The organism is Gammaproteobacteria bacterium (assembly GCA_016705365.1).
Lineage (GTDB): Bacteria > Pseudomonadota > Gammaproteobacteria > Pseudomonadales > UBA5518 > UBA5518.
In genome coordinates, this window is sequence record JADIYI010000008.1 from 529,690 (window position 1) to 542,951 (window position 13,262).

At 62.7% G+C, this 13,262-nt stretch carries 10 protein-coding genes; 6 read left to right on the plus strand and 4 right to left on the minus strand.

All coding sequences use genetic code 11. The features are described from left to right. Positions 1–158 precede the first annotated feature (158 nt). From IPF49_09970 to IPF49_09980, 3 genes are all read left to right on the plus strand, one after another. Positions 159–1,358 (plus strand): MFS transporter, encoded by a 1,200-nt coding sequence (locus tag IPF49_09970; protein MBK6287938.1) that lies wholly within the window; start codon positions 159–161, stop codon positions 1,356–1,358. Positions 1,359–1,537: 179 nt separating this feature from the next. After that, a complete protein-coding gene (locus IPF49_09975) occupies positions 1,538–2,791 on the plus strand; it encodes a thiolase family protein (GenBank protein ID MBK6287939.1) in 1,254 nt (417 codons plus the stop codon). A 52-nt stretch (positions 2,792–2,843) separates the two neighbouring features. After that, the gene (locus IPF49_09980) at positions 2,844–3,623 is read left to right on the plus strand and encodes a glutathione S-transferase N-terminal domain-containing protein (GenBank protein MBK6287940.1); all 780 of its coding nucleotides are present in this window, start codon (positions 2,844–2,846) and stop codon (positions 3,621–3,623) included. 71 nt (positions 3,624–3,694) lie between these two features. Here the strand turns inward: IPF49_09980 and gorA are convergent, their stop codons facing one another. From gorA to IPF49_09995, 3 genes are all read right to left on the minus strand, one after another. Next, positions 3,695–5,101, minus strand: coding sequence for a glutathione-disulfide reductase (gene gorA, locus IPF49_09985; GenBank protein MBK6287941.1), 1,407 nt, complete (start codon positions 5,099–5,101; stop codon positions 3,695–3,697). A 98-nt stretch (positions 5,102–5,199) separates the two neighbouring features. Further along, on the minus strand, positions 5,200–5,925 hold the full coding sequence (locus tag IPF49_09990) for a carboxymuconolactone decarboxylase family protein (GenBank protein ID MBK6287942.1): 726 nt from the start codon (positions 5,923–5,925) through the stop codon (positions 5,200–5,202). Positions 5,926–5,988: 63 nt separating this feature from the next. Next, entirely contained in the window at positions 5,989–7,632 is a 1,644-nt protein-coding gene (locus IPF49_09995; protein ID MBK6287943.1) for an AMP-binding protein, read from the minus strand. Between the two features lie 210 nt (positions 7,633–7,842). Between IPF49_09995 and IPF49_10000 the strand changes: the two genes are divergently transcribed. Together IPF49_10000 and IPF49_10005 are read left to right on the plus strand one after the other, a co-directional pair. Next, entirely contained in the window at positions 7,843–8,310 is a 468-nt protein-coding gene (locus IPF49_10000) for a hypothetical protein (GenBank protein MBK6287944.1), read from the plus strand. Then, positions 8,294–9,808 (plus strand): GMC family oxidoreductase, encoded by a 1,515-nt coding sequence (locus IPF49_10005; GenBank protein MBK6287945.1) that lies wholly within the window; start codon positions 8,294–8,296, stop codon positions 9,806–9,808. Before IPF49_10000 ends, IPF49_10005 begins: the two co-directional genes overlap by 17 nt. Before the next feature lie 23 nt (positions 9,809–9,831). On the opposite strand, the gene IPF49_10010 is transcribed toward IPF49_10005, so the two are convergent. Beyond that, entirely contained in the window at positions 9,832–12,498 is a 2,667-nt protein-coding gene (locus IPF49_10010) for a LuxR family transcriptional regulator (protein ID MBK6287946.1), read from the minus strand. Positions 12,499–12,776: 278 nt separating this feature from the next. Between IPF49_10010 and IPF49_10015 the strand changes: the two genes are divergently transcribed. After that, complete coding sequence (locus tag IPF49_10015; protein ID MBK6287947.1) at positions 12,777–13,229, plus strand: rhodanese-like domain-containing protein; 453 nt, start codon at positions 12,777–12,779, stop codon at positions 13,227–13,229. Positions 13,230–13,262: the final 33 nt, after the last annotated feature.

Sequence of the window (13,262 nt, forward strand, 5' to 3'; positions counted from 1 at the left end):
TGATCGACGATTCTGCGGGCGCGAAGCGCAACCACCACCCAACACCGGAAGCACAACCCTTGAGCGGACAACACAATACGCGCGAGCAAGCGCCGGTTTCGAGTCCAGGTTTGAGTCGGGCGTACGTGTGGCTGGTGTTTGCCCTGGTCTTCGGGTTGATGCTCTCGAACTACATGTCGCGGCAGGTCGTCACTGCGGTATTTCCGTTCCTGAAGGCGCTGTGGGGACTGTCGGATACCCAGCTCGGTTCGCTGGTCAGCATCGTGGCACTGACGGTCGGCGTGCTGACCGTGCCGATCTCGCTGCTGGTGGATCGTCACGGGCGGGTGATCGGGGCAACCCTGATGGCCCTGGTGTGGAGCGCCGCCACCATCGTCGGTGGCATGGCAGCCAGTTTCATGCTGTTGCTGTTGGCGAGAATACTGCTCGGGGTTGCTCAGGCAGGTTTTGGCAGTGCCGGTGGTGCGATCCTGCTGGGCGTATTTCCGCCCCGTCTGCATTCCACCGTGATGGGCGCCTTTCTTGCCGCGGGTTTGTTTGGATCGGTGCTGGGTGTCGCGCTTGGCGGCCTGGTTGCGAGCAGTTATGGCTGGCGCAGCGCTTTCTTCGTGATCGGCGCCATAGGTTTGCTGCTCGCGGTGCTGTTCCGGCTGGTGGTGCGAGAGGCAAGGCAATCAGGCGCCGCGAATGCTGAACCCGCACCTTCGCGGATGGCACTGGGCGAGGTGGTACGCGCGCTGTTTTCCGCTCGCACCGCAATATACCTGTACCTCGGTTGCGGACTGCAAATGTTCACGGTCGGCGCGACGCTGGCGTGGATACCGAGCTTCCTCAATCGCTACTACGGCATGGACCCCGGCGAAGCGGGCCTCAAGGCCGGCATGCTGGTGCTGGTCTCCGCGGTCGGCATGAGTCTCGGGGGCGGGATCGTTGACTGGCTTTCGCGTGCTGCGCCCGGTCGCAAGCTGGGCATCACCGCCGGCTATGCCGGTGGCACCACGCTGTTGTTTATCATCGCGTTCTCGCTGGCACCCGGTGCTGTGCAGATGGTGTTGATCACGCTCGGCATGTTTCTCTCGGGTGCTCACAGCGGACCCTCGACCGCGATCGCCACCGAGGTCAATGATCCGCGTATCCGTGCCACGGTCATGGCAACCGTTGCGCTGGCGATCAGCCTGCTGGGAATGGCACCGGGACCGTTCATCACCGGGCTCATTGCCGACAGCAGCAGCCTGCAGCAGGCGATGACCGTCATGCCGGCAGCGAGCCTGCTGGCGTGCCTTAGTTTTCTGCTTGCCCGTCGTCACTATGCCGCCGATGCGAAGCGCTTCCAGACCGAAAACTCCAGCCTCGAGTAGGATCACGAATCCGTCCGGACCTCGCGCCGTCGCTCCCTCCTGATCGGGCGGGTCGGGCCTACTGTCAGTTTCACCCTGAAGCGCGAATACCGCGAACCGACCCCCTGTCGCGGGGGGGTCAAGCCGCGGGCCGCGGCGTTATTCTTCGAACGTGAACTTGAGTCCACGCGGGAAGCCAGATGACCACGATCCCCGTCTATATAGCGGGCATCTCCATGACGGCATTTGGCCGCCATCTCGAGCGCCCGGTACACGACCTGGCACGCGAGGCGCTCGAAGGCGCTCTGCGGGACGCTTGCTGCGCGGCTTCCGACATCGGGGTCGCGATATATTCCGGCATGACGCAGGGTTGCCTGCAAGGACAGCGTTCGATCCCTGGGCAGGTGGTATTCAGCCGGATTGGCATCGATTCGATCCCGATTTTCAATGTCGAGAACGCCTGCGCCTCGGGTAGCACGGCCGTTCATCTGGCGATCCAGAGCCTGCGCGCGGGCAGTACCGATGTCGCACTGGCCCTGGGGGCCGAGAAAATGAATGTGCTGGACAAGGCAATGGCGCTGTCGTTGTTCGAGTCGGGTTGGGATGTTTCGCGCACCGAGGAACACTGCCAGGCGCTGCTGCGCATGGGCGAGCTTGCCGCGATGGCGCCAGACCCGGAGCCGACCGGCGTTCAAGGCCAATTCATGGCCCTCTATGCCGGTCTCTGCCGCCTGTACATGAAGACACGCGGAACCACGCAACGACAGATCGCGGCCGTCGCCGCAAAGAACCACGCTCACTCAGTGCACAACCCCTGCTCGCAGCTTCGAAAGAGCTACACCGTCGAGGAAATCCTCGCCGCGCCCCCGGTCAGTTACCCGCTGACGCGTCCGATGTGCGCGTCGCTGGCCGACGGCGCCGCCGCTGCGATCCTGTGTACCGAGGATGGGCTCGAGCGCATCGGCGCCGATCGCAAGCGCTGTATCCGCATTGCCGCGAGCGTGATGCGCAGCTTCGGGCATCGCCGGATCGATCAACCTGAATTGGACGTGGGTCGGCTTGCGGCGAATCAGGCATACGAGCAAGCGGGTCTCGGTCCGCGGGACATGGATGTGGCCGAGGTGCATGAAGCCTCGTCGATGGGCGAGATCATACAGGTCGAGAATCTCGGTTTTGCCTATCTTGGGGAAGGTGGCGTGGCCGCGGAGCGCGGCGAGTTTTCCCTCGGCGGGCGCCTTCCGGTCAACCCCTCGGGCGGTTCCGAATCAAAAGGCAACCCGCTCGGTGCGACGGGGATTGGTCAGTTGTACGAACTGACCACCCAATTGCGCGGCGAAGCCGGAGCGCGCCAGGTTCCGCGAGCGCGCCACGCCATTCAGCAAAACGGTGGCGGTCTGCAGGGTATCGAGGACGCTGCCGTGGCCATTCACATTCTGAGCAGGGCATGCGCATGAGCATTGCTGCGCATGCCCCAAAATCATCCGATCATCTGCAAAGGAGATGAAAATGAAAGTCGAAAAAACCAGGCACGATCCGAAAACCGTTGTCGCCGCGCTTGCATCGTTTGGTACCAGCCTGCTGCGGGCGGATCGCGGCGTGGTTGTCAGCGGTCATCGCAAGGAGCCGGCGAAATTGCTCGAGCTCTACGAGGCCGAATATTGCCCGTTCTGCCGCCACGTTCGCGAAGCGCTGACCGAGCTGGACCTCGATGCGCGCATCTTTCCGGTGCCCAAGAATGGCAAGCGTTACCAGCAGCGCCTCATCAAGGCCGGCGGCAAGGCCAAGATCCCGTTTCTGCACGACCCCAACACCGGCACCAAACTCTACGAGTCCGAAGCCATCGTCAAGTATCTCTACAAGGAGTATGGAATCGAAGGCATCGAAGTGCCCGAACGCAAGCTGTGGTCATCCACGCTGGCGACGGCCACTCGCGGCAGGAGCGGGATGTTCGCGGCTCCCAGCAAGGCCGCCACAAGGCCGCTGGAATTATATTCCTTCGAAGGCAGCCCCTATGTACGGCTGGTGAGGGAAGTTCTTTGCGAGCTGGAAACGACCTACATCGTGCGCAACGTGGGCAAGAGCCCGGGCGCCTATGCCGAATTTTTCCCTCCGATCATTCGCCATAACAAGATGAAGAACTACATGCCCGCCACCGAGAACCGCAAAAAACTGATTGCCCGGGCTGGCAAGATGATGGTGCCTTTCATCGTGGATCCGAACACCAGGAAACAGATGTTCCAGACCCGGGACATCAAGGAATACCTCAGGAAAACCTACGGCGCCTGAGGTCGCCGCGCACGTCGCGACGGGCAGGCATGGCCTGCCCGGACAGCGGGGGCCGAATCCGGAACGCGGCCTCAGGAGCGGGGTGCCACCGGCTCCCTCATGGTCACGAATTCCTCGGCGGCGGTCGGATGGATGCCGATGGTGTTGTCGAACACGCTCTTGGTTGCGCCGGCCTTCATGGCGACGGCAAATCCCTGGACGATCTCGCCGGCATCGGCACCCACCATGTGCAATCCGACGACGCGATCGCTCGCGTTGTCCACCACCAGCTTCATCAGCGTGCGTTCGCTGCTGCCACTCAGGGTATGCCTGAGCGCCCTGAACTCGCTGCGATAAATGCTGACGTCCCCGAATTCCCTGCGCGCGTCGGCTTCGGAAAATCCGACCGTGCCGATGCAGGGATGGGTAAAAACCGCCGTTGGAATGAACTCGTAGTTCATCGTGCGCGGAGTCTTGCCGGCCGCCGGGCCGAACAACTGATCGACAACCATCATCGCCTCGCCCAGCGCGACCGGGGTGAGTTGGACCCGCGAGGTCACGTCACCCACTGCAAACACGGAAGGCACACTGCTGCGATAGAACTCGTCGACCAGCACCGCGCCGTCGCTGGCTTGTGCCACGCCCGCGCTGTCCAGGGTGAGCCTTTCGACGTTGGGCACACGACCGGTGGCATAGAGCACCGCATCGACCACCATGCTGTCACCGTCCTGCAAGCTTGCCCGCAGGCCGCCGGGCGTGTGTTCGACCGATGCAACGCTGCTGTCCAGGCGCAGGTCGACACCTTTCTTGAGCATTTCCGCGGCCAGAAAATGCCGCACATCGTCATCGAAACCGCGCAGCACCTGCACGCCCCGGTAAAGCTGGGTAACCCGGGAACCCAGGCCGTTGAAGATGGATGCGAACTCGCAGGCGATGTAGCCGCCACCGACCACCAGCAGCCGCCTGGGGAACGGATCGATGTCGAAGATCTCGTTCGAACTCAGCACGTGCTGGTTGCCGGGGAATTCGGGGATATGTGGTCGTCCACCCGTTGCAATCAGGATATGACGGGCCCTGAAACGCCGTGTTTCGGTCTGGCCCCCGGTCCCGCCAGTGACCTCGAGCGTATGTGCATCCACCAGGCGCGCATACCCGGTAATGACATGCACGCCACTGCCCTCGAGCAGCTTGTGATACACGCCGTTGAGGCGGGAGATTTCGTTGCGCCGATTGTTCTTGAGTGTGGTCCAGTTCAGTGTCGCCGAGTTTCCTTCCCAGCCAAAACCACGCGCTTCCCCGAAGCCCTCCGCGTAGTGCGCGGCATAGCTGTACAGCTTTTTGGGAATACAGCCGACATTCACGCAGGTCCCGCCCAGGCCATCCAGGCCACCGACCTCGGCCAGCATCACGCGAGCCCCGCGTTGCACCGCTGTTCGTGCCGCGCGCACTCCGCCGCTACCACCGCCAATAACGAACAGGTCCGCGTCGAACGCTTGCATTCTTGTCTCCAGCACCGGTTGAACACGCAGGATACGCGATGGCCAGGTGTTCGTCCGACAGATTTACCGGATATCGCGCAGGTCGCAGCACCATGCAGTTATTCCGACTGCGCCGGCACCGCATTCTTCTCCTCATAATGCTTGGTGTAATCGATCAGGCTACGGGCCATTCCGAAGAAGGAGCGGTGCGATGCGCGCGACAGCAGCAGCAAAACAATCGGCACCGTCACCAGGAAGGCACCGCTCAGCACGATTTCATCGAACACCCGGCTGTCGGCCGATGGTGCGCCTCTCAACCGCGACAACATCGCGTCCCAGGTGTTGCCGCCGCGATTGGCAATATTCATGACCCGGGCGACCAGATCGATGTCCTTGACTTCCCTGGCGGTGTAATTGGCCCGCATTTCCTTGCCGAGATCCACCGCGACCTCCGCGAAGTCGGCGGACACCAGCGCCCGCACGTAGGAAATCGCGATCCATTTGCGGCGGTCGAATCCGGACGGATCCATTTGTTCGATATGGGCCAGTTCCTCATCGGAAACACCCAGCGTATTGGCCCACTCGTGGTGTCCCCAGGTGCAATAGCGGCAATCGTTGAGTCGCGACACGGCGACCATGAGCTCCTCGCGAAAAGCCGGATCGAGATCGTGCTTGGCCCATACCTGGTAAATTGAACACGCTTCAGGCGCCAAGGCCACCATGCTGGCAACAAACTGCCGTGCCGTGATGGTTCTCTTGCGATAGCCACCAAAAGCCCGCTGCGGTTTCTTTGCGAGTCCCGCGTGCGACTTCGGCCTTGCGTTGCGGTTGCTGACGCTGGACATCAGGATTCCTCGTTATATCGTGACCCGTCCGCAAGGCTTGGCGTTGCGCCTGCATGGTGTCGCTCAGTGCTTTCCGACGGCCGGTTTCTTCGGCATCGCTGGTGCTCGCTTGGTGGAGGGGCCGGATTTTTTCGCTGCGGCTGCGCTGCCGCTGCGCAGGCAGGACTCGCGAACCGCGCGGCGCAGAACCTTGCCCACCGGGCTGAGCGGAATCGAAGTCGCAATGGTGATTGTACGCGGCAAGCTGTTGCGCGGCAGCCGCTTTGCCAGAAAGCCCCGCAACTCCTCGAGCTCGATGGACTCGCCGGGGAGCGCCAGCACCTCGGCGTGCACCGATTCGCCGCAACGCGCATCGGGGATGCCGACTACCGCCGCCATCAGCACCTGTGGATGCGAGCTCAGTGCCGCTTCCACCTGCGAGGGATAAACCTTCCTGTCATTGCAGATGATCGTGTCTTTCACGCGGTCCAGAACGTAGAGATAGCCATTGGCGTCAATACGGCCGAAATCACCCGACTTCCAGTAACCATTGCAGAATTCCGCGGCCGTTTTTTCCGGTGCGTGCAGATAGCCCATCGATATCGCTCGCGAACGGATCCAGATTTCGCCATCCCGCCCTTGCGGCACCGGACGCCCTTGGCCGTCAACAATCTGGACCTCGACACCGGGCGTGACGTGTCCGGCCGAAGCCAGGTGCGATTCGTCGCCGCCTTCATCGATCAGGTGATCCTCGCGGGCCAGAAAGGCCACCGCGGACGAGTGCTCCGAGCTGCCGTAGAGCTGCACGAAGATGTTGCCGAAACGCGCGATCAGCTGTTTCAGCTTGGACGGGCTGATCGGCGATGCGCCGTAATACATCGTCTGCAGCGACGACAGGTCGAAGTCGCGGGCTTCGGGCGCTTCGAGCAAACGGTACAGCATCGACGGTACCATCAGCGAGGCGCTCACCTTTTCGCGCTCGACCGCGCGGCACCAGGTCACAAGATTGCGATCGTTCATCGTGATATTGCAGCCGCCCTTGAACATGATCGGGGGAACCACGATTCCGCTGGCGTGGCTGATCATGCCGAAATGCAGCAGGCGCGCCGCCCCTACCGGAATGCAATCAGGCGTCGCGTAATGCAGATCCTTGGTCGCCATCCAGTTGTCGATGCTGTACATCACCGCCTTGGCGGCACCCGTGGTGCCACCGGTAAAGCGCAGGTAGACGCAATCATCGCGATCGTCATGAAGCACGTTGGGATTGGCCGCGCTCGCGCGCTTCATCAGGGTCCAGAAATCGAGCACACCGGGGAATCCGCGCGGCGCCGGATCCATGCTGACGATGCGCAGGCCGCGCTCCTTCAGCAGTGCATAATGCGTAGCCAGCAGGTCCGCTTCGATGAACACGACCTTCGGTTTGACCAGGTCGAGCTGGCGCGCCTGATCCTCCAGCGTATCGGTGGTGTTGGTATAACAGGCACAAGCTTCGCCCTTGAACGCCACGAACTGGCTCAGCAACGAGAGGTTGTCATTGTTGAGTATGCCGAGCCAGGTATCGCCACGCTTCAGATCGAGTCGTGTGTGCATCATGTTGACGATACGGTTGGTCAACAGGTGATACTCGCGAAAGCTGTAGCGGCGCTCACGTTCGATATTGACGATGCACGCAGCGTCGCCATAGGTGTTGGCCAGGTTTTCGCTGATGATGGAAAAATCGATCTGCATACAGTCGTTCCTCGGAAGTGCCGGCTGTAGCCATTCCTCACGCTACGGACGGCCACGCCCTACAGGTTTCTGGCTCCAGTGAGGGCATGTTGGAGAATCCGCTCGTGACATCCCCCCCCATGAACGGGGGGGGGCATCGCCGAGGGGTCAGGCCATAATCTATATCGCAAGGGCGTCGGGCACATATTTTCCGGAACGAGGCTGAAAGACATGAACAGGTCGGAAACACGGCTGCGCCAGGCAGCGCTGGTCATGAGGCTGATTGGATGGGGGTTGTCGGTCGGGTTGATCGCGTTGTTGTTTGTCTACCCACCGGGTTTTCTCTGGGGTGCGGTCTCGCCGGATAGCGCTTTCCCGCACATCGGGCCCGCGCACCCGCCCTCGCCCCATGATGCCCTGCACCCCTATCTCTTCATGCTCGCTGCGCTCTACGTCGCCTATGGCATCCTGATGATCCGGGGGGCACGGGATCCGAAGGCGAATGCCGCGCTGTTCGATTTCGGCATACTCTCCAGCGTGCTGCATGCGCTGGTGATGTTTCCGCAGTCGTTCTATTACCCCAACGAGCACGCCCACCTGTGGGCAGACATACCGACGCTTCTGATAATTGTCGTGGTGCTCTGGATCTGGCACCCGAACCGTATCCTGCGCCGGGCTGACCATGCCACTCCCGCCTGATTCGGCTCAATTCGATATCGTAGTCATCGGCAGCGGCTTTGGCGGCAGTGTCACGGCGAATCGCCTGGCGCTGGCCGGGCAGCGGGTGCTGGTGCTGGAGCGGGGGCCCTGGCGTGATTCGCTGCCGGTGCGCTCCATGGGCGTCGAGCGGCGCTCGCCCTTTCCATATGGCGTGAAGGCACTCACCCACCTGCTGCATTCGCTGCACCGGGGGCGGTGGGACCTGCGCCTGAACAAGGCCGGCATGTACGAACTGTTCTCGTTCCCCGGACTGAATGTGCTCAGCACCTCGGCAGTGGGTGGTGGCAGTATGGCGTTCGGCGGTCTGCTCGAGCCGCCACGTGAGCCCGCATTCTGGCACGACCGTCACCCGCAACTCGACCCGGCGAGCATCGAGCGTTACTACGGAAAGATACGCGCCGATATGGGCGGCGTGCGGCTCGTTCCGGAACAAACATTGCCGCAATCCGTGTGGACCCATTTCCCCGATGCCACAGGCGACCGTTGCCACCCGGCCGATCCGCAACCCTGCATGGCATTGTTGCTGCCGCCATCGCCGGCTGAAGCCGGGCGCACGGTCACGGTTTCCGCAGGTTTGGAGCGGCAATACTGTGCGTTCGACGGCGACAGCTTCCTGGGTTCGCGGGGCGGCGCCAAGGCGTCGGTCGATTTCGTCTACCTGGCTCCGGTTCTCGGCAAAGGGGTCACCGTTCGCGATCTTTGCCGGGCGAACACGATTCAGCCCCTGCGAGCCGCCGACGGCGCAGGCTACCTGGTGCATTTCTCCGATCTGACAACCGGAGAGAACGCAGCGGTTCGGGCCGGGCGGGTCGTTCTCGCCGCAGGTACCATGAATAGTGTGCGCTTGCTATTTACCAGTTCGCGAATGCCCTCCGGCCTGGTGCCGATGCCGTCCCTGGGCAGGACTTTTGGCGGCAACGGCGATCTGATGGCCGCCTGGAGCAGGCCAACCGCGGCGGTTTCGAGTTTCACATCGACACCTTCGCAAGGGGCGTTCGAGGTGGACGGGCACGAGGCCGTGAGCTTTGGCCTCGGCGGCTTTCCCGGCGTCCAGAGCTTGCCCCTGCCCATGTTCGTCAAGCGCAGGCTGGCAAGGATGTTCTTCCTTTATGGAATGGGAGCCGATAGCGGCAAGGCCGCGGTCACCTTCGAAAATGACCATCTGCAGCTCGGCTATGACCACCGCAAGGAAGCCATTTACGACGCAATCCGCAGCGGCCTCCGGATACTCGCCAGCGAGTCTGGCGACAAGGTCCGGGTATTGGGAAAGCCGCTCAGCGTGCACCCGTGGGGAGGCGCCTGCCTCGGTGCGGATGCCGATCACGGTGTTGTCGATCAACGTGGCGAAGTTTATGGCAACCCGGGGTTGTACATCGCCGACGGGGCTGCATTGCCGTCGGCACCCGGCGGGCCACCGTCGGTAGCGATCGCGGCATGGGCGCATCATGTCGCCGACGGGATTGCACAGTCGCCGTGACGGACTCGCCCGGGTGCCGGGTTTCAGCCAGGCGTGTCGAGTATGCCCATCATCCGGGCGCGGTCGAGCAGGTGCTTGCGGGTTCCGGCGTTGAGCTTGCCGAACAGGTTCTTGAGATGCCACTTGACGGTCTCGCTGCTGACGTCCATCGCCAGCGCGATTTGCTTGTTCGACATATTGCCGGCAAGCAACTCCAGTACTTCGCGCTCCTTTGGAGACAGCAACGAACTGCCTGCCACGCGAACACGGGTCGCCGGAATCCGGTCCGTGAGCCGCCCCCGGGCGTCCTCACGGGCTGCCGGTACAGTTCCATGCAAACGGTTTCGCCATGGCGCGAGCTCGGGGTGCGTGTCGGCGACGATCCGCGCCAGCCCCCACATGCCGGCCATGCTCAGCGCTTCTTCCAGCAACGCAGCACCATTCTCGCCGCTTTGCTCCCTGGCCAGGGCCCGCAGCAGGTAGCTCTGGAGGGCTTCGCGCCCGCGGCGCAACCGTTCCGCCTGCGGGACCAGCGTGTCGAGCCGTTCGAGCGCGCTTTGCCAGTCGCGACGCGCCACCGCCGCGTAGGCATGGGCCAGGCCGGTTTGCGATTCGACCACCGGCCGCAGCAGTCCCCAGGAATGATTTTCCAGCGTTGCCATCAACTCGACCAGCTTGCGCTCCGCCACCGCACAGACATCGCCGCGTCCGCGCTGGACGTGCACCCGGATACGCTCGGCCAGGCTGGCAATGCACAATCGCGGCAGCTTGCGCGCCTCGCCCAGTGCCAGCAGATGATCGAGCAAATCGAAGGCGCGGCGTTCTTCGCCATGGATCAGCGCGAGGCGCACGGCAGTCACGAAACCCATTTCGATCGCATCTGGGGGGGCTCGTCTTTCGAGGATGTCGAGACGATCGGCAAGCAGCGCGGCGGCCTCTTCGGGCCGGTCGCACTCGAGCAAGGCGGTGGCCAGCGCGGAAGCAAGCATCACCGCAATCGGGCTGCGCCGTCCGGACTGCACTTCGGCGCGGCCGAGTCCGACCCGCAGCTTTTGTGCCGCCAGCTCGACATGACCTTCCCAGATATAGCTGATGCCGACGATCCAGTCGCGCCAACCGAGCGCATAGCCGCCAGCCTGCTCATCGCCTGAATCAATCTGTGCGTAGCCGTAGCGGGCCTGCTCGGGCGAACCGCGGTAGAGCGTCAGCAGCGCCAGCTGGTTGATGCCAACCAGGTGAAGCAACGGCGAGTGGGTTGGTAGAGCCTCGTACCAGGAAGCGACGATTTGACCCATGTGATCGATGTCATCGGCAAAAACAGCGGCGGTCGCGCAAATTTCGGCACTCTCGCAGCGCTCGCCGGCACTCGCGCTTGCGTCATCGATGATCGAAGCCACCAGCTTGGCTGCCTCGGTGTGCCGCTCGCTTTGCGCGAGCATCCAGCCGACGGTCAGGCGCAGGCTGGTGCGGCGCTCGATTTCGGAGGATGGCAGCCGCTCGGCCCAGTCGGCGACCCTGGAGACCTGCCCTTTGACCATGAGCTCATGCAGCGAGCGCTCGATCAGCCCGTAGGCCCGGTCCTCGAGCCCGGCTTCGAGCAGGTGTCGCGCTGCCTCCTCGAACAGCTGATGCTCCGCCAGCCAGTCGCCGGCTCGCGTGTGGTATTCGAGCTGCTCGACCCGCGGCAGTTTTGCGAAACGTTCCTGCAGGAATTCCCGTGCCAGGGGATGAATCCGTAGCCAGGAGGTATGCGCGGCTTCGGTGAAAACGGGGGTCTGCTGGTGCAGACGACGCAGCTTGGCGGTGCTGCTGTTCTGCTTGGTCATGGCTTTGCACAGCGACGGCGACAGGTCATCCACGATCGATATGCAAACGAGAAAGCGTGCCAATGCCGGTGGCAGCTGATCGATCAGGCATTCGACGAAATAGCGATGTACATCGCTCGATAGTACCGAGAAGCCGGCAATTGCCCCGGGTATGTCGGGGCTGCGCTCGATCGTCGAAATCGCCAGCTGCAGGCCGAGCGCCCAGCCCTCTGTCAGCTGGTGAAGGCGCACACACGAATCCGGGTCGATGCGCCGGCCAAAACGATCCTTGAGCAGCGCCACTGTCTCGGCCTGGTCAAAGCGCAGATCGGTAGTGGACAGTGAAACAAAGCGGCCGCGACCGGGCAGACCGGAGACCGGCAATTTGATTGGCCTGCGCGAGGCAAGAACGATTTTCAGATTCGCCGGCGCATTGAGCAGCAAATAGACCAGCGAGCTGTTCAGCGTGGATTCGGGCAGCGCATGCACATCGTCGAGTATCAGCAGCGATTCAGTCGCCATTGCGGCAACTTCCGCCAGCCATTCGGTGATCGCCTCCAGCGAACGCTGTTCCGACTCGGCCGCGCGCAGGCATTCCTGTCCGAAGCCCGGCCGGCCGCTGCTCGCCCGCATCGCGACGGTCAGTCCGCGCGCAAGCTGGCTGTCGTTGTCCCCGTCGTCGAGCGTAAGCCACGCCACTATGGCTCCGGCCACCAGGGCTTCCTTGCGCCATTGCGCCAGCAGCGATGTCTTGCCGGAGCCGGCGGCGGCCTGCAGGGTGATGACCGACTTTTCGGCGAATTCGGCCAGCCCGCTGCCGAGGCGAGTGCGCTCCAGCACGGTTTTTGGAATTCGCGGCGGGGTGGTTTTCAATACCAGCTGTGGATCGGTCGCTCCGAGCGCCATCGGGCGCTGCCTCCATTATATTTGCCGACGAAGCCGACGATTTCCGCAATCAGGGAACTGCGCGTTCAATATACCAAAATAATGAGCGGGCACCCCGCGCCCAAAACACGGGACCGCCCCCCGACAAAGGGGGGGAAACAGCGCCCGGGTATCAGTAAGCTCCACCTTGGAGTTTGGTCATGATATGCGGGCGCAGCTGCGGATGGTCTGGTGTTTGCGGGCGCTCGTTCCAGGGCCGTCGCGTTTTGAAGATTCGATAATCGAAGGGAGAGAAATCAATGGATCGTTTGAACGAACTGCTGGCAATGGCCGGTCAGCGCGCCACCGAATTCAAAGCACCCTACGCCGGAGTATTCACGCCCGCGGAGGCCCATCAGCTGCTGACGCTGATGCCCGAAGCAAAGCTGGTCGATGTGCGCACCAGGGCCGAATGGGACTGGGTGGGAAGAATTCCCGGCGCGATAGAAGTTGAATTCATGGGCTACCCCGGCAACGCGCTCAACGCGCTTTTCGTCCATATGCTCGAAGCGGTTGCGGCCAAGGACAGCCCCTTGCTGTTCATCTGCCGCTCCGGTGGACGATCCCATCTTGCCGCGACCGCCGTCACGAGCGCCGGTTTTGGCCGCTGCTATAACGTGCTGGAGGGTTTCGAGGGTGACAAGGACGCCCATGGCCAGCGCAACCGGATCGGTGGCTGGCGTGCCGCCGGCCTGCCGTGGCAGCAATCCTGAAAACAACACCTTGCCATGTCGCGGTGCTGCCGC